Genomic DNA, 20,834 nt, shown 5'->3' on the forward strand with positions numbered 1-20,834 from the left:
AATTAGTATATTCTAGAGTCTAAAGGAGGAAATAAGTAGGATGGAATGGATTAAACGTGTTAACAATGTAGTTGATTATATAGAAGAAAATCTTGATAAAGAAATTTCCTATGATGAAATTGCAAAACTTGCAGTATGTTCTGTATATAATTTTCAGAGAATGTTTTCCTATATTGCAGACCAATCTTTAAGTGAGTATATTAGAAACAGACGACTTACGTTAGCAGCTTTTCATATTTTGAATAGTAAGGAAAATATAATCGATATAGCAATGAAATACGGATATACTTCCCAAGATGCTTTTACCAGAGCTTTTAGAAAATTTCATGGTGTTCTTCCATCTAAAGTACGTACAGAGGTGGTTAGTCTCAAGACATGTCCGAGGATTTCCTTCCAAATAACGATTAAAGGAGGTAATCATATGAATTACCAAATTGAACAATGGCCAGCATTTACTATTTCAGGAATAAGAAAAAGAATAGAAACAGAAAAGGCTTTTCAAATAGTTCCCCAAATATGGGAAACGGCAGGTAGAGATGGTACAATGAAACGATTATTTGAGCTTTGGAGTCAGGCAGATATGCGTCCCGTAGGACTCCTTGGGATTAGTGCAGGAGGACAATGGGGAGATTCAGAGGAAATGGATTATTATTTAGGGGTAACTACTAATGTAGATGTAGCTGAATGTACGAAGGTCATTACTCCTGGAGATATGATTGAATTACGATTGCCTAAAGCTACATGGGTAATAATTGAAGCAAATGGAGCATTACCAGATTCTATTCAGAATACTTATAAAAGTTTTTATACAGAATGGCTGCCTAATTCAGGTTATGATTTAGATGATTTACCTGTAATAGAATCTTATTTACAGGATAATAGACAAGAAGTATGGATAGCAATCAAGCCAACTTTTAAATAGCGGGAGGAAGGAAATGCAATACACATTTAGGGGAAGTTTATTGAAAGAGGGAGCAAAGATGTTTATAAGTATTCCTTTCAATGTATGGGAGGTATTAGGTCAAAAAGGACTCATACCTGTGAATGTAACAATAAATGATTTTAATTTTGAATGCAAACTAGTTCCTAAAGGAAATGGCAACTATTATATACCAATTGTAAAGGATGTGTTGAAAATTATTAATTCAAGTGAAGAATTAGATATATCTTTTGAAGTTATATCGCATTTGACCCGTATCAATAATAATAGTCCATATAGTATAGAAGATCCAATAAGAAAGATAGATAGTATTGAGATTATTAAATCAGGAGATAGATTGTGCGGACAAGGTTGCGTTGCCATGCTTGCAGGAGTATCTATAGATGAAGTTATTACTTTAATGAAAGCAAAAACGTCTTTAAGTAAGGTAATAGAGGCATTAGATTATTATGGAATTGGACATTCAGATAAAATGGCTTATAAACTAAAGAAAGATCATAAGCTTCCAAAATGTTGTATTATAAATACAAGTGGACATCTGATACTTTTCTATGACGGGAAATATTACGATTCGAGTATAGGAATATTGGAGGACTTTGATTTAAATAAAATAACAGGATACTTAGAAATAATATTGTAGTAACCTAGGAGAATCTTTTAACTTACTCGTAAGAAAGGATAATATATATGAAGAAAAAAGTCTTAATAATGGGTGGAAGTTATTTTATTGGTAAAAAAATAGTTGATGTTTTTTGTGAAAATAAATATAATGTTTTCACTTTAAATCGTGGAACAAAAAAACAGGATTATGAAAATGTATATAATTTAATATGTGATAGAAATGATAGTGAGCAAATGGAAAAGGTTCTTTCTAAATATAAGTTTAATATTGTTGTAGATGTATCTGCCTTAAATAAAGCACAGGCAGAAATACTATTCAAATCTCTAAATAAACAAGAATTAGAATCTTTTGTATTTATTAGTTCAAGTGCTGTATATGATGTAGATAACTTGGTATTTCCTTTTAAAGAAAATGATTCATTAAAAGAAAATGCCTATTGGACATCTTACGGACAACATAAGATAGAAGCTGAAAATTACTATACTAACAATTTTAAAAATTCCTTTACAGATATTATTATTTTAAGACCTCCTTATGTTTATGGAGAAAATAACTATGCTCAAAGGGAGAGCTTTATTTTTGATCATATCTGTAAAGATAGGCCAATTATCATCTCAAGTCCCAAGACATATCTTCAATTTATCTACACTACAGATTTAGCTAATATTATTATAGAATTACTTAAAACAAAAAAACAAAATATTTCTATATTTAATGTTGGAAATAAGAAACCAGTTACTATTAAAGAATGGATTGAATATTGTGCAGAAGTAGTTGGTAAAGAAGCTAAAATAATTGAATATGATTATAAAACTAAAGGACGAAAAGAGAGAGATTTCTTTCCTTTTTTTGATTATAGTAATGTATTGGATACAAGTAAAATCAATTGTATTTATAGTGAAGAAACTGACTTTATGATAGGCTTAAAGAATAGTTATGATTGGTATTTAGAAAATAGAGACAGTATACCTTTTAAAGAAAATATTATACATAACGAAGATGAAATATTTAGAGAATTAGAAATTAATGGTATTAAATAATTTAAATAATGAAGAATACGTAGAAAGTTTAAATCTAAGATAGATGGGGAAGCCCATCTATCTTGTTTTGTATGTAAAAAAATATTCATAAAAGAAGGAATTTAGAAAAATTTGTAGAATAAGTATTAAAGGCAGAATAATAAGGATACTTCCGAAAGAATCGGTTTGTAAATTATGAAGGTTATATAGATAGTGATAGGAGTGTGCTATGAAAAAAACAATATTATTGATTACACCAGAGAATAGAGAAATAAACAAATTTAGAAAAAAACAAGTCAATAACTTTATTCAAATCACTATGCCTTATTTAGCAGGATTTATTGATGAGTCAAAATACGATATTATTCTTATAGATGAATATAATCAAAAAATACCTCTTGAAGATAGATTTGATTTAATAGCTATAACAGTAAATACTTCTAACGCCTCTCATTGTTATGAAGTGGCAACTAAATTTAGAAACAAAGGATGCAAAGTTGTTTTTGGAGGTCCCCACTCAACTCTTATGCCCGATGAAGCAATAAATTACTGTGATTATATTATAATAGGAGAAGCTGAAGAAACATGGCCTCAGTTTTTAGAAGATTTTTATGAAGATAAAGCAAAGAAACGATACAAGGCCGAATATGCAACAGCGTTAAAAGGAATTCCTTTTCCAAGGAGAGATCTTATAAAAGGAAGATATTTTACAAAAGGAGCAGTTTTTGCTACAAGGGGATGTCCTTATCAATGTAGTTATTGTAATTTAAAACAAATATATTTTAATTCTTTTAGGGTTCGTCCAATTGAAGAAGTTATTGAAGATATAAAAAGTATAGATAAGAAATATTTTGTTTTTTGGGATGATAATTTTTTTGGAGATATAGAATATGCTAAAAGGTTGATGAAAGAACTATCCAGACTTAATAAGAAATGGGCGGCCCAAGTTACATTGGAGAGATGTGAAGATGAAGAACTATTAAAATTAGCTAAAAAATCAGGATGTATATATTTTTTTGTTGGACTGGAATCATTTTCTGAAATGGGCTTGGCAAGTGTTAATAAAACAATTAATAATGTAGATAAGTATAAAAGAATAATAGATTTAATCCATAAAAATGGAATTTCTATTCAAGCAGGAATAATATTTGGCTTTGATACAGACACAAAGGATGTATTTAAAAAAACACTTGAAGCATGCAATAAGTTAGGTATTGATGGCGTTACTGTAAGTATATTGACTCCACTACCTAAAACACCCATATATGATCAATTGAAGAAAGAAAATAGATTGATATCAATGGATTGGATGTATTTTAATGGAAAAACAAGAGTAGCGTTTAAGCCTAAAAATATGACACCACAAGAGCTGTTTAATGGGTATATGTGGTTTAGAAAAGAATTTTATTCTATGAAATCAATAATTAAAAGACTATCAGCTTCAAAAACAAATATAATATATAATTTTATAGTAAATTTAGGCTATAAGTTTTCTATAAGGGAAACAAGACTTAACAATATTGATGTAAACAGGTACAATACTTAACGAGTTATTATAGTCTGTTTTAGTCAAACCAAGTTTTGAAATAATCCAAATTACAAGACACTGATATATTTTTATTTAATAATATAAATTACATTCTATATAGGAGGATTAATATTATGGAGCTAGATAATATAAAAAAGCATTGTGAGAGATTAGTTAAGCAAATTGATTTTTATGTTGGAGAGGGTAAAGGAAGAGAAATCCTCTCAGGTTTATGTAATGTTACCGGGGAGGAAACTCCCCAAGGATGTGCAAAATAGGCAAATGACGTGATTAGCAGATTAGAAGATAATATTGATTCTGAGAAGCTAATACTAATTAGACAAGAATGTGCTTGCGTTAAAACCAATAAATACTCTGCATATAACAAAAAATATTTCAAAGAGCTGCGTGAAAATAATACGGACGAAAATGAATATCTAAAAGCTGTTGCAAATTTTCTAAATGGCAGACCTCGTATCGGACAAAAGGTGGAATTCGTAGATGGAAAAATAATTACTCATATGGGAATAAAAAATTCTTGTGGCTGCTTTACTGTTAAAAACGGATGGGATAAGCCAGAATCAATTACGTGGTGTAGATGCTGTCAAGGAACGTTATATAGCGTTTACCAATTTGTACTTCCTGAGAAGGCATGTCATATGGATATAGTTGAGACACATGCCATAGATGGAAGCGATTGTGTATTTTCTACTTGGTATACAGAGAAATAAATTTGGAGGGATTTGCAATGAATAAGATTTTATCTAAAAGATTAAGATTATCTATTATAATTATATTAGTATTATTGGTTTTAACAGGCTGTATGCCAGGGGATGGCTCATATAGTTTAAAGAAACCAGCTAACTTTTTGTCAGGTATATGGCATGGCTGGATAGCACCTATCTCATTAATATTTTCAATAGGCAAGAATAATATTAGAATATATGAGTCAATAAATACTGGATTTTGGTATGATTTTGGATTTTATGTAGCTATAATAAGTGGATTTGGCGGATTATCTCTATCTAGAAAAAAGAGAAAAGGAGATTAAGAATAGGGGAAGAAATTTAAGGATAGATGGCATGAGCTATCTATCTTATTTCTATATATAAAGAAAAATCCTATAAAAAGAAGGAGTTCAGTAAGATTTATAGAATATTTATATAAGATAAATAGAGATAGAGTTTTCGATTAGGAATAATTCTAGAACTGTTATGTTTTTACTGATGATTTTACTTATTATTTTGTTATTTATAAACGAATCTGATATGATAGGCAAATATCAATTTAGTTAGAATGAAAAAGCAAGGAGGGAATTATATGAACAAGATAGTAGTGGTATACAAATCAAAATATGGTAGCACAAAAAAATATGCAGAGTGGATTGCTAAGGAATTAGAGGCTGATTTATTTGAATCCTCAGAGATAAAAGGCGAAAAGTTATCTGAATATGATTCAATAATATTTGGTGGTGGACTTTATGCCAGTGGTATTAATGGTATAGGAATTATTACAAAGAATTTTCAGGATTTAAAATCAAAAAACCTTATTATCTTTACTGTAGGGCTTGCTGCAACAGATGATAAAGACATTTTCAAACCAATTATTGAAAAGAATCTTACAGAAGAAATGCGTAAGGAAGTGAAAATTTTTCATTTGCGTGGGGGAATTGATTATAGCAAATTAAATTTTTTGCATAAATCCATGATGGCAATGCTTAAGAGAATGGTAGCTAATAAAAAGCCAGAGGAATTGTCAACAGAAGATAAAATGATGTTAGAAACATATGGTGAGAAGGTTGATTTCACCAATATAGAAGCCATAGAGCCATTAGTATCATATGTCAAAGAAATTAATTAGGGGGAAAAGATGAAAACATTATTTCTAACAGGTGGCAATAATGGAATTGGATATTATATGGTTAAGGAATGGCTACAGAATGGGAATTATGCGGCTGTACTTGACATGAATTGTGGTAATATTAACAGGTTAAAAGAAATCTATCCAGAATCTCTCCTAACTTTTGAGTCTGATGTATGTAATAAAGATTCAGTAAAGATTGCAGTTAATGATACAAATGCTAAATTTGGTAGTATAGATTATGCTGTGCATAATGCTTGTTTATGTTTATTTAAGAGCTTTGAAGAACATAGTAAGGAAGATTTTAGTAAAGTAATCGATGTAAATTTTTATGGAGCCATAAATCTAACAGAAGCTGTAATCCCTATCATGAAAAGCCAAAGACGAGGTAAAATCTGTTTTACAAGCTCAGGTGTAGGCATCACTGGATTTATAGACATAAGCTCATATGCATCTAGTAAGGGAGCAATAGAAGCTTTTGCTAAATGCATGAATATTGAATATGAAGATAGTGGTGTGACATTTCATATAATGCATCCTCCTTTGACTGATACAGAATCATCTTCACCACTTCCAATCCCAAAAGAATTTAAATCATCCCCTGAGAAAGTAGGAAAAGGGTTTGTTAAAAACATAGACGGCAAGAAATTCATCATTACTCCTTCATTTGGTGATAAAATATCAGTGAGACTTAGTTATGCTTTTTCATTGCCAATGGGAAGAATGCTTGTGAAAATGACGAAGAAAGCAAGAACAGATTTAAAGTAAAAATTAGGTAATATTTTATACTAAGAAATCAAGAGAAAAGAGGTGCATTAATGACAAAATTAATTTTTGTTAGGCATGGAGAGCCAGATTATTCAAAGGTAAGTGAACGGAAATATATAGGACATGGAAGAGATTTAGCAGAATTAACTCCACTTGGAAAAGAACAAGCTAGAAAAGCAGCTAGAGATAGATTATTAGATGGTTCAGAATTGATAGTTTCTTCTCCATATACAAGAGCTTTACAAACAGCAGCAATTATTTCTAAAGAACGAAACTTAGACATTGAGATAGAGCTAGATTTACATGAATGGCTGCCGGATTTAACATTTACATTTGACTCAGATGAATTTGCAATAAATGCCAGTAGAAAGTGTGCAGTTCATAAAGGGATATGTCCTGAGAATATAGAAAAGAAGTGGGAGAATTTAGAGAACTTGTTTATTAGAGCTAACGATAGTCTAAAGAAATATTTAGAGTATAATAAAATCATTGTTATAAGTCATGGTATGCTAATGAGACAGTTTAAATTTGAAAGACAGGTACCCTATTGTGGAATTATTGAAGTAGAATATGATGAAAATTTTCAATGGTGTGGTTTTATAGAGGAAGATTAATAGATTAGTATAAAATGATGATATGAAAGGAAGTGGTTATCTGAATGTATTAAAGCATATTTATGAAGAATTGTCCTTACTAGGACTATTCCATGATAAAATAAATGATTTAGAAGAGATTAGAGATAAAAATGGGATTTATCTTTATAGGATGAAATATAACGGTAAACATTTAGTAATTAAGTATTTTGAAAAAGACGAATTTAGAAGGGAAATTGAGTATTATAAAATATTAAAAAACCTAAATATACCTACAATAGAAGTAGTAGGATATACAGAAAACACTTTGCTATTAGAGGATTTAGATAGGAGTTTATATTATCGGTTAGGGATTGAATCTGATCTTTCAGATATAGAGGTAGCAAAAGCTCTTGCATTATGGTATAAAAAGTTGCATCATAAGGGAGCAAAGTTCTTAAAAAATAATGATAGAAGATTCTATAAGGAAACAGATTATATCACAAAAGAAAATATAGAATTGGTCATGAATAAGACAAATACTAAGGATAATAAAGTATGGAAACTTTTAATTGATAATTTAGATTTAATGTTTTTAAAAATCAAAGAATTTGAAGAAACCTTTACCTATAATGATTTTTATTGGACTAATCTAGTGGTTAGTAAGGACAAAAAAGAAGCCTTTATGTTTGATTACAACATGCTTGGTATAGGATTTAGATATAATGATGTAAGAAATGTTTGTTCTTCTTTATCAGATGAAGCTAGTAAGATATTTATAAAAGAATATGGCAGAATAAATCAAGAAGAGAAAGATATAGATGATGTTATTTCAACTTTAGTTAGTTTAGCACAAGCTTGTGAAAGAGATATATTTCCAAAGTGGGCACAGGAAGCACTGGATAAGGTCAATAATGGGAAGCTGTATAATGAAATTTTAAAAATACTTTAATATATAGGAGGGAGAAAAGTTTAGGGTTAAAAGATATGATTATTTGAGGAGGTAATTAAATGAAAAAAATAAGAATAGTTATTATTTTATGTATTATTACTATGGTGTGCAGTCCTATAAATCAAGTTTATGGTAATTCACAATTTGTAAGTAAAAATCAAATATTTTATGATATAAAAGGGAAACAAGAAAATAATAGTGAATTTGATAATGGCTCAAAGATAGAAAAGATAATAGTATCTGAGGAAAGTATAAATAATCTAGTTTTATTAGGAAAAGTATGGGGATATTTAAAATATTATCATCCTAATGTTGCAGAGGGAAAATATAATTGGGACTATGAATTATTTAGGATTCTGCCTAAGGTTATAGATGCAGATAAATCCACTAGGGATAAAAGCTTATATGATTGGATAGAGAGCCAAGGGGATTTTAAAATTAGAGATAGAGTCAAGCCAGTAGCAGAAGAGATCAAAGTAGCTGCAAATTTAGACTGGATAACAAACTCAAATTTATCAAATAATCTTGTCATACAGCTTACTAATATTAAAAATGCAGAAAGAAAAGGAATTAATCGTTATGTTAGTTTAGACTGGGGAGCTGGGAATCCAAATTTTCAAAATGAAAGGTCATATGAGGCAATGAAATACCCTGATGTTGGTTATCGATTGCTATCTTTATATAGGTATTGGAATATAATTGAATATTATTTTCCATACAAATATTTAATAGATGAAAATTGGGATGATGTTTTAAGGGAATTTATTCCTAAATTTATTAATTCTTCAAATGAATTAGAATATAATCTTACTGTTTTAGAGTTAATAGAAAGAGTTCATGATACACACGCAGATATCTTTGGTAATCCTACATTACAAAATTATTTTGGGGAAAATCTTGCACCAGTGAAAATAAATTTTATAGAAGGCAGACCAGTAGTTGTAGGATATTACAATGAGGCTCTAGGGAAAAAATCTGGATTTGAATTAGGAGATATAATTACTGGAATTAATAATAGAACTATTGAAAATATAGTTGAGGATAATTTGAAATATTACCCTGCATCTAATTATCCTACAAAGTTAAGAAATATGAGCAGTGATTTATTTATGACTAATGATGACTTTTTAAATGTTGAATTTATCCGTGGAGATAAAAAACAATCATCTAAACTTCAATGTTATCCTATAGATGAAATTTTTGACAATAAGCCTAAATTGAATAAAGATTATTTTAAACTTATAAATTCTAATATTGGCTATATTTATCCCGGAACCATAAAAAATGAATATATACCAGAGGTAATGTCTAAAGTAAAAGAGACAAAGGGATTGATAATCGATTTAAGATGTTATCCATCAGACTTTATTGTATTTACTTTAGGTAGTTATTTAATGCCTAAAAGCAGTGAATTTGTAAAATTTACTCAGGGTAATATATATGAGCCTGGTGTATTTCATATGAAGCAGCCTTTGAAAGTAGGGAAGAATAATCCAAACTATTATAAAGGAAAGGTAGTTATAATAGTAAATGAAACTACTCAGAGTAATGCTGAATATACTGCAATGGCATTTAGAGCAGCACCTAACGCAACAGTTATTGGCAGTACTACAGCTGGAGCAGATGGTAATGTATCAGAGATTTATCTTCCAGGAGGGATTTATACAATGATAAGCGGAATAGGAATATATTATCCTGATGGTGGTGAAACACAGCGAATAGGTATAGTCCCCGATATAGAAATACATCCAACTATTGAAGGAATAAAAGAAGGTAGAGATGAACTATTAGAAAAGGCAATTGAAATCATAAATGGGGAATAAAAAACAAAAAAACTATTTTAAAGGGGAATAAATATGCGACTAAAAGAAATAGAACAATATATATTAGAGTTATTTACTACTAAAGACAATGAGTATTTCTATGAAGAAAGTGGAATTACTGTAAGAGGCACAGAGGATGTAAAAAGAATTGGATATTGTACAAATTTAACACTTGATACCATAGAAGAAGCAAGAAGAAATAATGTTGACTTAATGATAACACATCATGATGCTTGGGAGTTCATATATGGACTCAAAGAAACTTGTAAAGAAAAACTCTTGGAATATAATATCTCACATTATTTTAATCATCTTCCATTAGATGACTGTGATTTTGGAACTAACAATTCTTTAATTGAGAAATTAGGATTACAAATAGTTGAAAGAACCCATGAAGCAGACGGATTCTTTTGTGGACGAATAGCAGAATTTAAAGAAGAGGTTATATTCGAAGAATTAGTTAAAAAACTAGAGAATATATTAGAAGAGCCGGTACAGTCATGGAAGTTTAAGGATAGAAGAATAAAAAGAATTGGTTTAGTCTGTGGAGGTGGAGGTTCTACTACAGCTGTTAGAGAAGCAGTTAAGCGAAATTGTGATGTTTATATAACAGGTGAAAAGGTGCTATATACTATTGAATATGCAAAGCTTGCAGGTATCAATTTAATAGTAGGAAGTCATACTTTTACGGAAGTATTTGGAGTTGAAAGTCTGGCTATGAAAATAAAAGATAAGTATAAGGATATAGAGATAGTTAGATTAAAGGAAGAACATCTAGAAGCAGTCAGAAATTCGATATAGATGCCTAAATTAAATATAAGAATTTAGGCGATATGAACTAGAGTTAAAACAATTTAATGTATCTGATGAAGTATTCATGGTGTGTGAATTGATAGATGGTAAACTAGATAGAATCAAGGGAGAGTTAAGGTATCCAGATACATTTTTTAAAATATAGATAAGACAATATATACATCAAAAATAAGGGGGCTTTTACATGGAAAAATTATTTGAAATAGCAGCTAGATTAGATGAAATGCAGACAAATTTAAGTAAGCTATCATGGGTTCAATATACATCAGGATATGATTTTGGAATAGAGAAAGCTTATAAAGAAATAAATGATTTTTTAGAGGACAAAAATAACTATGAGCTAGTATCAGAGTATATGAAAAGAGATCTAGATCCGGTGAATAGAAGAAGAGTAGAAATATTTTATAATACCATTAGATCATACCATCTAAGTGACGAGCTAAATGAATTAAATGAAAAGATTCAAAAGAAGACCAATGAACTTTCTATGATACTTAATACTTTTAGATTTAAATTAGATGGAAAAGAAGTTTCCAGTGTTGAGTTAACTCAAATACTATCTAATGAAGACAATAGAGAACTTAGGAAGAAGGCATATTTTGCAAGAAATCAAATCAATCAACCTTTGGTAGAGGGCGGATTTATAGATTTAATTAATATGAGGAAAGAATATGCTACTCTTTATGGAGATAAAGATTTTGTAGAATATAGTTTAAAGCAAAATGAATTAAGTCCAACTATATTTAACAATTGGGAAAATGAACTAAAGCCTTATATCGATAAATTAAATAGTAAAAGGCAAGAATATGCAAGGAAGTTTTTAAATGGTGATGAAATGATGCCATGGGATGAAGATTATATAATGGCTAAGATAGCTCCTATTCAAAATAGAACAGTAGATATGTCTAACTACTATGAGACATTAAGAAAATTCTTCCTAAACTTTGGATTAGATTTAGATAATTTTAATATTACTTATGATATTTTCTCAAGAAAGAACAAATCTGAATGGGGATATAATTTTCCTATAAAGGATGGTGTAGATTCTAGAATCCTTGCAAATGTGAAGAATAAATACCATGAATATAAGGTATTGCTTCATGAAACTGGACATGGAATACATTCCTTTCTGCTTAAACCAGAAGAGATATTATTAAATCAAGGAGTAAGTGGAATTATTGCAGAGGGTATAGCTAATTTATTTGGAGGCTTCTTATATGATGAAATGTTTTATAGAAATTTCTTTGATAAATCTGTAGAATTACAACTTAAGGAACTGGCTGAATATAATAAGCTAAATTATTTAAGATTTATAGGGAGTATATTCTTTGACCATGAATTATATAGAAATGAAATTAATTCATTACAAGATATAGAAAACTTATATTTTAAAGTATTTGAAGATTTATTCGGAGATAAACCATTTGATGATGCACCGCCATTTGCTTATAGAATCCATTATACAACTCATCCAATATATATGCATAACTACTTCATGGGAGATGTGACCTGCGAGATGATTAGAAAGGTTTTCTGTAAAAAATATGGCGTAAATAGTGTAACGGAGAAACCAAAGGAATTTGGAGACTTTTTAATCAATAAAGTAATTGATCCATCAGGATTATATAAGTATGAAGAATTATTTGCAAGAATAAGTGGAGAAGGGTTTTCTCTGAAATGGTATTTGGAATAAATCAAAGCGAAATTAAGATTATATAGGAGTGTTACTATGGAGTGTAATGGGGGAGCAGGAAAAAGAAAAGCTATTGCATATTGGAATAAATTCAGCAAACTAAAAAAAGTAAGTATAATCAGCATTGGATTATTTATATTAGGTAATATAAGTATATTTTTAGGATTGGCAAAAGGGGCTGACATTGGCTTAAGTCTTTCAAGACCATATGGGGCAACTTCTTGGGAGACTTCAAGGGAACTAATCTATGCTTGTACCTATGGTATTGTCAGCTTGGGGATTTCATTAATAATTGTATCAATAGTATTTATTACAATAGTTTTAATAAACTGGTTAAAGAGCGAATAGATGAGGGAATACTATGAAAAGATCAATTAAAGGCAGTAACAGAACTACTCAAATCATGATTATAGCATTAATTATACTTGAACAGGTCATAAAGATAATAGTCAAAGGTTACTATGGTGTAAAAATTCCAATAATAGAAAATATATTATACTTTGCACCTGTTTTAAATGACAACTATTCATATATAAATTCATTATTTAATCTTGGGTGGAATAGGTATTTTCATATAACTATAGTAGTATTTGTGTTGATTTTTAGCTACTATGCCTTTAAATATTTAGAAGTTAAGACTATAAATAATCCAATGATAAAAATATCAAAAATATTTTTATTCTCAGGAGCTATATCTTCCTTAATAGATAAAATTTTTTGGAATGGGAGTTTAGACTATATATTATTAAAAGGATTTTTCGTTTTTGACTTAAAGGATTGTTATTTAACTGTTTTTGAAGTGTTAGTAATTATGCTAGTAATAAAAAATTGGAAGAAAATTTCCAAGATAAATGAGATAGAGTTGTTAAAGGATTATATTGGATTTATCAAAAAGGATTTTCTATCAAGAGGAGAGTAGTTAAAAATTTTATTAATTATATTAAAAATTTACTGCCTGACTATGATTCAATAGTTAGGCAGTAATCCTTTGAATTTGTATATGATTAAGATTTGGTATTAAGGTCTATTTCTATAGGACCACCTATTTCTATACTATTAGTTTTTACAATAGAATCATAAACTAATATTTCTACACCATTTTCACTAGCAAGCTTAACAGCCTCAGAAAATTTACTGTCCATTTGCCAATTTAGTCTAAATATAGTGGGACCTTTCATCTGAATTAGAAAGAGAATTATTCCTCTATATCCTTGTTTTATTGCTTCAATCATCCCTAAGGCATGTTTAGTTCCTCTTTCCGTGGGTGCATCTGGAAACATGGAAATATAGTTGTTTTCTAAAGTCGCACCTTTTACCTCAATAAAGCCCTTTTGATCTTTAGATTCAAAATATATATCATATCTAGAATTTCCAAAGGTGACTTCTCTTTTTAAACTTATTAGACTTTCAAATCCGTTAATCTTATTTTCCTTAAGTGCTTGGAAGATTACAGAATTAGGAACTTGAGAATCTATATTTACTAGCATGTTTTCCTTCCAAACAGATATAAGGGAATATTTTGTCTTTCTATTAGGATTATGAGTACAGTCTTCTAATATTACCTTAGCTCCTGGTAAAAGTAACTCTTTACATCTTCCAGTATTTTTTACATGGACTGTTTCTTCTTTTCCATTTATTAGTACTTGTGCTATAAATCTATTAGGTCTTTTTAGAAAGACTCCTTCTATAATTTTTTTATATTTCATATGTTCTCCTCTTTATCTTTAAAATTCATTTATTATTTATTGTATCATTAAGGACAATATATATCAATTTTCCCAATAACAAGGAAATTTATTAAGAGTGAAGGCAACTTCTGTTCCCATAGTTAATATAATATCTATAACTATTATATTAGGGGTGAGGGAAATGAAATATATGTATATCGTAGATTATGAAGATGGATCTACACTTAAGGAAAAGGTTAATGAATGGATAAATGAAAACGAAGAAAATATACTAGAAATTATAGATATAGAATATAACCAAGAAGGAAATTTATACTTTGCAATAGTTTCATATTTAGAAAGAGGAAAGGAATAATTAAAAAAATATTGCTGGATAAAAGAAGGAATTTAGCAAAAAATGTAGAATAAAGTAATATATAATTTATGATAAAGGAGACTATAATGGAAAGATTTACACAAAACAGAAATTTTATGAAGTCTGGTTTTGCAGAAGATATATTCTCTGACCAGGAAAAAGAATTACCTCAACCACCACTACAAAAACCTTATGAGGATGGTTTCAAGGTATTCGAGTTACCTAGTATAAATAAAGATATAGTATTAAAGCAAGATGTACATAAGTGTATATCAGATAGGAAGACTCATCGTGAATACATCAAAAAAGCTTTAACAGTAGATGAACTATCATATCTTTTATGGGCAACTCAAAGAGTAAAAGAAATCAGGGGAGATAATTATGCCACAGTCAGGCCTGTTCCATCAGCTGGGGCAAGACATCCTTTTGAAACTTATTTAGCTGTTCAAAATGTAGAAGGGCTTAGAAAGGGCGTCTATAGGTATCTTGCAATGGAGCATAAGCTTTTATTTTTATATGAAGAGGAAGAAATAGCAGAGAAAATAACATCTGGAACTTTAGGACAAAAATTTGCTGGAACTGCAGCAGTTAATTTTATCTGGAGCTGCTTGCCTTATAGAGGGGAATGGAGATATGATAAACTTGCTCATAAGGTTATGCTTATAGATGCTGGCCATGTATGTCAGGCGTTATATATTGCCTGTGAGGCACTTGGATTAGGTACTTGTGCTATAGCTGCATATGATCAAGACTTTATGGATGAAATGATAAAAGTAGATGGAGAAGATGAGTTTGTAGTATATATGGCTCCAGTAGGTAGAATTTAGTGATAATATTATATCCCCCAGAGAATATCTGGGGGATAGTATTAAATTATTCAAGATTTATATATTAAATTGGGAAAATAAGTGATAAATACAATTTTTATAGAGAGATAATATTCTGCAATAATAGGAATTGTCCTTATTATTATGAATAATGGCAAACTTTAGAAAAAAGTCTTGCATTTAGTGATATCCATATGTTATTATAAGACAATTTACTTTTTAAAATCTAAATTTTATGAAGTAAAAAGGTATTAAATTTAATTAGATAGTATGAATAGGAGATGAGGAATATGGATTATGTTAAAGCTTATTATGATGAAAATTCTACTTTGGAGTGGGATAGACTTGATAATCCTTACTCAAGAATTGAATTTACTACTACAACTCATTTAATAGATAAATATTTTAAGAATATAAGTAATGTTATTGATATAGGTTCTGGACCAGGGAGATATTCTATAGAGCTTATAAAAAGAGGTTTTGATGTTTCACTACTGGATTTATCACAAAACTTACTTGATATAGCCAAAAAAATATAGAAAATATATCTAATAAAAAATATGACTATTTCTGTAAATCTGCACTTGAACTTGATTTTATAGAAGATGATGCATTTGAATATGCTTTAGTTTTAGGCCCTTTATATCATCTTCACAATGAAGAGGACAGGCTCAAGGTAATAAATGATACATATAGAATTTTAAAGCCTGGTGGTAGAGCTATAATAGCTTATATAAATACTTGGGGAGCACTAAAGGCAGCAGTTTATGAATTCCCAGATGTTTTTGAGGATATAGGCCATTTTGATAGATATCTAAATGGGAATATAAAGTTTAGTAAGGAAGAAAGTTTTACAGAAACCTTTTTTACTACAGCTGAACATGCAATCGTAGAAGTGTCAAAGAGTAAACTTAAGATAATATCTACAGCAGGAGCTGAAAGCTTTTTATCTGGATTAATAATGGATGTAAAGGATTTATATAAAAGAGACATTAACTTATACAATAAATTCATAAAAAAGGCAGCTGAATATAGCGAAGAAGAGCAATATAGAAATACTACAGAACATTTCTTAATTGTTGTAGAGAAATAATCTATGAAATTAAAATTAATTAAGCTTTTAAAGGACAACAAAAGAATTTCTATATTAGGAGAGGTGATATTTAATGACAAATAAGAAAATAAGAGATTATGGAATTAATATAGGTAATTTCACAATAGGAAGTAATAATTCTATTACTGATGTAAAGGGAGTAAAAGTAGGACATACAACTTTAGATGATGGAGTTATAAAGACTGGAGTAACTGCAATATTGCCACATCAAGGCAATATTTTTAAAGATAAGTTAATAGCAGCCTGTCATGTGATAAATGGATTTGGTAAATCTACTGGTCTTATTCAGATAGAAGAATTAGGTACTATAGAAACACCTATTATTCTTACCAATACACTTAGTGTTGGTATCGCTCATGAAACTTTAGTAAGGTATATTCTAGCTCAGAATGATGATATTGGCAGTACAACTGGTACTGTAAATCCAGTTATTTGTGAGTGTAATGATGGAGTGATAAATGATATTAGAGGCCTTCATGTGAAACAGGAACATATATATGAAGCTATAGAAAAATGTAATATTGAATTTGCTGAAGGAAATATCGGAGCTGGCACAGGTATGGTATGTTATGGATTAAAAGGTGGGATTGGTTCATCCTCTAGAATTGTTGAACTAGAAAATACTCAATATACAATAGGGGTGCTAGTCTTGAGTAATTTTGGCTCCTTGGAAGACTTTGTTTTAAATGGAGACCATATAGGTCCTAAACTAGTTGAAAAGACTAAAGAGATAGATACGACAGAAGATAAGGGATCTATAATTATAATATTAGCCACAGATATCCCTCTTTCATCCAGACAACTTAAGAGAATAATAAAAAGAGTTTATCCTGGAATATCTAGAACTGGAAGCTATACAGGTAATGGAAGTGGTGAAGTGGTTATAGGATTTTCAACAGCTAATATAATCAAGCATTATGAAGAGAATGATGTAATTGATATTAGAGTAATTAATGAAAACAAGATAAACAAAATTTTCAAAGCAACAGTTGAGGCCACTGAAGAGGCTATACTAAACTCATTAATATGCTCTACTAGTTCCATTGACAGAGATGGGAAACAAGTGTATTCCTTAAAAGATTTAATATAAGAAATTTCTCTAAAAGTACTATGTAAGATAGTTTTTTGAAACTCATGTAGGTTAAATTTTCTTTAAAAATGAAAAATAAGTGAGAACTTCCATATGGTATATAAAAAATATAGCCTATGTTAGATTTAAAATAAAAGATAGATTAGGAATAAGGATATAGTACACTCTAAAGTTATTGCGGAATGGGGGAAGGGAATTGAACCAAGAGGAAAGAATGTATGTTGTTGGAAGCCAGAAGATAACAATAGAAGAAGAGATAATTGGAAAAAGAATTCTAGATATTGGCGGCGGTGGAGAAGGTATAATGGGTTTATGTTATGGAGATAGGGTAATTGCCATCGATCCAAGGAAAGATGAATTAGAAGAAGCACCAGATGGACCATTAAAAATAGTTATGGATGCAAGAGAATTATCTTTTCTAAAAAATTCATTCGATGCTGTAACGTCATTTTTTACATTGATGTATATTAATAAAGATGATCATGAAAAGGTATTTAAAGAAATATATAGAGTATTAAAGGATAATGGAGAATTTATTTTATGGGATGCCATAATACCAGAATATGATGGCAGTATAAAAGATATTTTCGTAATCCAGCTTGAAATAGATACCCCCATTAAAATAATTAAGACTGGCTATGGGATTTCAAGAAAGGATAAAGATCAAGATGTTGAATATTTCATCAGTATTGGAGAAAACCTTGGCTTTGAAGCAATAAAAGTACAATCTCAAGATAAAGTATTTAAAATAATATTTAGAAAATAGAAAGATGATAGGTGAAAGATTAATAAAAGATAAGAGGTGAAAAAACTATGAAAAGAATTGGTGTTATAGGTGCTATGGCTTTGGAAATTGAGTTGTTAAAAAACAATATAAACATTAATACAAGTAAAAATATTGCTGGATTTGATTTTTTCTTAGGTGATATAGATAATAAAGATGTAATCATAACTCGCTGCGGAGAAGGTAAAGTAAATGCAGCCTCATGTACACAGATTTTAATCGATAGATTTGGTGTAGATAGTATTATAAATACCGGGATTGCTGGTGGATTACATGAGTCAGTTAAAATCTGTGATGTAGTAATATCTAGTAATGTGACACATCACGATGTAAGAAAGGCCCAGATGGAAAATTGTTTTCCTTATAGGGAGTGTTTTCAAGCTGATGAAAGGTTAATTGAATCTGCTGTCAAAGCATGTGAATCACATCATAGTGAAGACTGGAATTATCATGTTGGAAGAATAGTAAGTGGAGAAAGCTTTATTCAAGATAGTAAAATAAAGAAAAATCTACTTAGAGACTATTCACCACATTGTGTTGAAATGGAAGGCTCTGCAATAGGACATGTTGCTTATATAAATAAGATACCTTTTGTGGTCATCAGAAGTATATCAGATAACGCTGATGATGAGGCTACAATTAGTTATAATGCCTTTGAAACTATTGCGGCTAATAAATCAGCAGAGATAGTTTTAAGTATGATACAAATGTTGTAGGCAAGAAATATTTCTAAGTATAAAAATTGGAGTGAAATATAATGGTACAATTAAAGCTGAAAAATGGACAGAATTTAATTATTAGGACAGCAAAGAAGGAAGACGCCTTGAACCTAATAAATTACATAAATAAAATAGGTGGAGAATCAGATTTTCTTACATTTGGTGACAATGAATTTGATATATCCATTGAGAAAGAAGAAGTTATACTTGAAAGTTATATAGATGGAGAAAATAAGATATACCTTATAGCTGAAATTGAAAATAAAATAGTCGGAAGTTTAAATTATAGTGGAGGTATTCGGCAAAGGACTAAGCATACGGGAGAATTTGGAATTAGTGTTGCTAAAAAATACTGGGGACTAGGAATAGGAAAAGAGTTAATTAGATATATGATAGATTGGGCTAAAAAAGGTAATGTAGTGAGAAAAATTAATTTAAGAGTAAGAGAAGATAATGAAACAGCTATAAATCTATATACAAAATTAGGCTTTAAAAAAGAAGGGATTATATCTAGGGATTTCCATGTCGGCGGTAAGTACTATAGCTCTATATTTATGGGATTGGAAATTGATTAGATATTATGATCTTTAGCGTTAGTGATTTACTTTATATATAAATTTAAAATAAATTGTAAAGGAAGGATTAGGATGAAGCTTAAATTCGGTAATTGCTCGGTGCAGTTTATAATATCTGATAGCAGATTGTATCGAGCAGATTAATTAGTTATCAGTAAACTGCACTTTTTAGAAAACATTTAATATATTTTAAAAGGAGTGTAGTTTTATGAATTTAGAAAAATTAAAAGAAACTTGGAGATATGAAGAACAATATTCATTTAAAGGTTGGGATTTCTCTCATATAAATAATCGTATGGAAGAAGAAACACTACCATGGGACTATAAAAAAATAGTTAAGTCATATGTTAATGAAGAAAAAATATTACTTGATATGGGAACTGGTGGAGGGGAATTTCTTTTATCTTTAAACCCAACAGAAGGAAAAACTTATGCAACAGAAAGTTATTTTCCTAATATAGAACTTTGCAAAGAAATATTAACTCCTCATGGGATTGAGGTAAGACCAGTTTATGATGACGGCAATTTGCCATTTGAGGATGATTACTTTGATATTGTAATAAATAGACATGAATCTTTTTGTCTATCAGAGGTTAATCGTATTTTAAAACCAGATGGAATTTTTATTACTCAGCAGGTCGGAGGTATGAATAATAGAGAGATATCAAAGTTTTTACTAGGAGAGTATCCTAATACAACTGATATTGAATTGAATCTTGATAAAATCTTGATGGAAGCAAAAAATACTGGAATGAAAATTATTGATGCAGGAGAATATTTTCCAAAAACATATTTTCACGATATAGGAGCATTTGTATTTTACGCAAGAATAATTGAATGGGAATTTCCAGGTTTTTCAGTAGAAAGATGTTTTGATAAACTTATTGAGTTACAAGCTAAGCTAGAAAAACGAGGATATATAGAAATATTAGAACATAGGTATTTTTTAATAGCAGAAAAATAATGACTTAGGAAAATTAACATGACTTTCAAAAGGCTTAGCTAGATAAGGCTAAGTCTTTGAAGTACTTAGATATATATAACTCAATATCATAATAATAAATTTAGTAGTAGCAAGCAACGGAGCAAGTT

General features: G+C 29.6%; 26 protein-coding genes and 1 pseudogene. 26 read left to right on the plus strand and 1 reads right to left on the minus strand.

Annotated elements, in window-relative coordinates:
* The first annotated feature begins 40 nt into the window (after positions 1-40).
* The 16 genes from CIW83_RS13870 (at position 41) to CIW83_RS13940 (ending at position 13,509) form a co-directional block, all read left to right on the plus strand.
* Positions 41-922, plus strand: coding sequence for an AraC family transcriptional regulator (locus CIW83_RS13870; protein ID WP_094902161.1), 882 nt, complete (start codon positions 41-43; stop codon positions 920-922).
* A gap of 13 nt (positions 923-935) precedes the next feature.
* On the plus strand, positions 936-1,580 hold the full coding sequence (locus CIW83_RS13875; RefSeq protein ID WP_094902163.1) for a DUF1905 domain-containing protein: 645 nt from the start codon (positions 936-938) through the stop codon (positions 1,578-1,580).
* A gap of 47 nt (positions 1,581-1,627) precedes the next feature.
* Positions 1,628-2,602 (plus strand): NAD-dependent epimerase/dehydratase family protein, encoded by a 975-nt coding sequence (locus tag CIW83_RS13880; RefSeq protein WP_094902165.1) that lies wholly within the window; start codon positions 1,628-1,630, stop codon positions 2,600-2,602.
* Between the two features lie 208 nt (positions 2,603-2,810).
* Entirely contained in the window at positions 2,811-4,127 is a 1,317-nt protein-coding gene (locus tag CIW83_RS13885; RefSeq protein WP_094902167.1) for a radical SAM protein, read from the plus strand.
* A gap of 116 nt (positions 4,128-4,243) precedes the next feature.
* On the plus strand, positions 4,244-4,387 hold the full coding sequence (locus CIW83_RS22310) for a hypothetical protein (protein WP_158220129.1): 144 nt from the start codon (positions 4,244-4,246) through the stop codon (positions 4,385-4,387).
* 9 nt (positions 4,388-4,396) lie between these two features.
* Entirely contained in the window at positions 4,397-4,840 is a 444-nt protein-coding gene (locus CIW83_RS13890; protein WP_094902169.1) for a hypothetical protein, read from the plus strand.
* A gap of 17 nt (positions 4,841-4,857) precedes the next feature.
* Positions 4,858-5,160, plus strand: a complete 303-nt coding sequence (locus CIW83_RS13895; protein ID WP_094902171.1) for a hypothetical protein — start codon at positions 4,858-4,860, stop codon at positions 5,158-5,160.
* 269 nt (positions 5,161-5,429) lie between these two features.
* Positions 5,430-5,969, plus strand: a complete 540-nt coding sequence (locus tag CIW83_RS13900) for a flavodoxin domain-containing protein (protein ID WP_094902173.1) — start codon at positions 5,430-5,432, stop codon at positions 5,967-5,969.
* 9 nt (positions 5,970-5,978) lie between these two features.
* Entirely contained in the window at positions 5,979-6,737 is a 759-nt protein-coding gene (locus CIW83_RS13905; protein WP_094902175.1) for an SDR family oxidoreductase, read from the plus strand.
* Positions 6,738-6,787: 50 nt separating this feature from the next.
* A complete protein-coding gene (locus tag CIW83_RS13910) occupies positions 6,788-7,351 on the plus strand; it encodes a histidine phosphatase family protein (RefSeq protein ID WP_094902177.1) in 564 nt (187 codons plus the stop codon).
* Between the two features lie 22 nt (positions 7,352-7,373).
* Entirely contained in the window at positions 7,374-8,261 is an 888-nt protein-coding gene (locus CIW83_RS13915; RefSeq protein ID WP_094902179.1) for a phosphotransferase, read from the plus strand.
* 59 nt (positions 8,262-8,320) lie between these two features.
* Positions 8,321-10,084: a S41 family peptidase gene (locus CIW83_RS13920; RefSeq protein WP_094902181.1), complete on the plus strand. Its 1,764-nt coding sequence runs from the start codon at positions 8,321-8,323 to the stop codon at positions 10,082-10,084.
* Positions 10,085-10,117: 33 nt separating this feature from the next.
* Positions 10,118-10,885 carry a Nif3-like dinuclear metal center hexameric protein gene (locus tag CIW83_RS13925; protein WP_094902183.1) on the plus strand — a complete coding sequence of 256 codons (768 nt, stop codon included), beginning with the start codon at positions 10,118-10,120 and terminating at the stop codon, positions 10,883-10,885.
* A gap of 196 nt (positions 10,886-11,081) precedes the next feature.
* Complete coding sequence (locus CIW83_RS13930) at positions 11,082-12,590, plus strand: M3 family metallopeptidase (protein WP_094902185.1); 1,509 nt, start codon at positions 11,082-11,084, stop codon at positions 12,588-12,590.
* Between the two features lie 36 nt (positions 12,591-12,626).
* Positions 12,627-12,938, plus strand: a complete 312-nt coding sequence (locus CIW83_RS13935) for a hypothetical protein (RefSeq protein WP_094902187.1) — start codon at positions 12,627-12,629, stop codon at positions 12,936-12,938.
* A 13-nt stretch (positions 12,939-12,951) separates the two neighbouring features.
* On the plus strand, positions 12,952-13,509 hold the full coding sequence (locus CIW83_RS13940) for a signal peptidase II (RefSeq protein ID WP_094902189.1): 558 nt from the start codon (positions 12,952-12,954) through the stop codon (positions 13,507-13,509).
* 85 nt (positions 13,510-13,594) lie between these two features.
* On the opposite strand, the gene sfsA is transcribed toward CIW83_RS13940, so the two are convergent.
* On the minus strand, positions 13,595-14,296 hold the full coding sequence (gene sfsA / locus CIW83_RS13945; protein WP_094902191.1) for a DNA/RNA nuclease SfsA: 702 nt from the start codon (positions 14,294-14,296) through the stop codon (positions 13,595-13,597).
* Between the two features lie 163 nt (positions 14,297-14,459).
* Between sfsA and CIW83_RS22315 the strand changes: the two genes are divergently transcribed.
* The 10 genes and pseudogenes from CIW83_RS22315 to CIW83_RS13985 all read left to right on the plus strand — a co-directional run bounded on the left by CIW83_RS22315 (position 14,460) and on the right by CIW83_RS13985 (position 20,706).
* Complete coding sequence (locus CIW83_RS22315) at positions 14,460-14,633, plus strand: hypothetical protein (RefSeq protein WP_158220130.1); 174 nt, start codon at positions 14,460-14,462, stop codon at positions 14,631-14,633.
* A gap of 86 nt (positions 14,634-14,719) precedes the next feature.
* On the plus strand, positions 14,720-15,460 hold the full coding sequence (locus CIW83_RS13955) for a SagB/ThcOx family dehydrogenase (protein ID WP_094902195.1): 741 nt from the start codon (positions 14,720-14,722) through the stop codon (positions 15,458-15,460).
* A 290-nt stretch (positions 15,461-15,750) separates the two neighbouring features.
* The gene (locus tag CIW83_RS23055; protein WP_201259892.1) at positions 15,751-15,999 is read left to right on the plus strand and encodes a bifunctional 2-polyprenyl-6-hydroxyphenol methylase/3-demethylubiquinol 3-O-methyltransferase UbiG; all 249 of its coding nucleotides are present in this window, start codon (positions 15,751-15,753) and stop codon (positions 15,997-15,999) included.
* A 5-nt stretch (positions 16,000-16,004) separates the two neighbouring features.
* A pseudogene (locus CIW83_RS24915) lies at positions 16,005-16,175 on the plus strand (class I SAM-dependent methyltransferase); the annotation flags it as partial.
* Between the two features lie 180 nt (positions 16,176-16,355).
* Positions 16,356-16,553, plus strand: a complete 198-nt coding sequence (locus tag CIW83_RS23810; protein WP_235601346.1) for a hypothetical protein — start codon at positions 16,356-16,358, stop codon at positions 16,551-16,553.
* Between the two features lie 73 nt (positions 16,554-16,626).
* A complete protein-coding gene (locus tag CIW83_RS13965) occupies positions 16,627-17,664 on the plus strand; it encodes a P1 family peptidase (protein WP_094902197.1) in 1,038 nt (345 codons plus the stop codon).
* Between the two features lie 196 nt (positions 17,665-17,860).
* A complete protein-coding gene (locus CIW83_RS13970) occupies positions 17,861-18,430 on the plus strand; it encodes a class I SAM-dependent methyltransferase (RefSeq protein WP_094902199.1) in 570 nt (189 codons plus the stop codon).
* 47 nt (positions 18,431-18,477) lie between these two features.
* Complete coding sequence (locus tag CIW83_RS13975; protein WP_094902201.1) at positions 18,478-19,164, plus strand: 5'-methylthioadenosine/adenosylhomocysteine nucleosidase; 687 nt, start codon at positions 18,478-18,480, stop codon at positions 19,162-19,164.
* 41 nt (positions 19,165-19,205) lie between these two features.
* Positions 19,206-19,742 carry a GNAT family N-acetyltransferase gene (locus CIW83_RS13980; protein ID WP_094902203.1) on the plus strand — a complete coding sequence of 179 codons (537 nt, stop codon included), beginning with the start codon at positions 19,206-19,208 and terminating at the stop codon, positions 19,740-19,742.
* 208 nt (positions 19,743-19,950) lie between these two features.
* A complete protein-coding gene (locus CIW83_RS13985; protein WP_094902205.1) occupies positions 19,951-20,706 on the plus strand; it encodes a class I SAM-dependent methyltransferase in 756 nt (251 codons plus the stop codon).
* Positions 20,707-20,834 lie beyond the last annotated feature (128 nt).

The sequence above is a fragment of the Tissierella sp. P1 genome (assembly GCF_002266425.1).
In the GTDB taxonomy this organism is placed as follows: domain Bacteria; phylum Bacillota; class Clostridia; order Tissierellales; family Tissierellaceae; genus Tissierella; species Tissierella carlieri.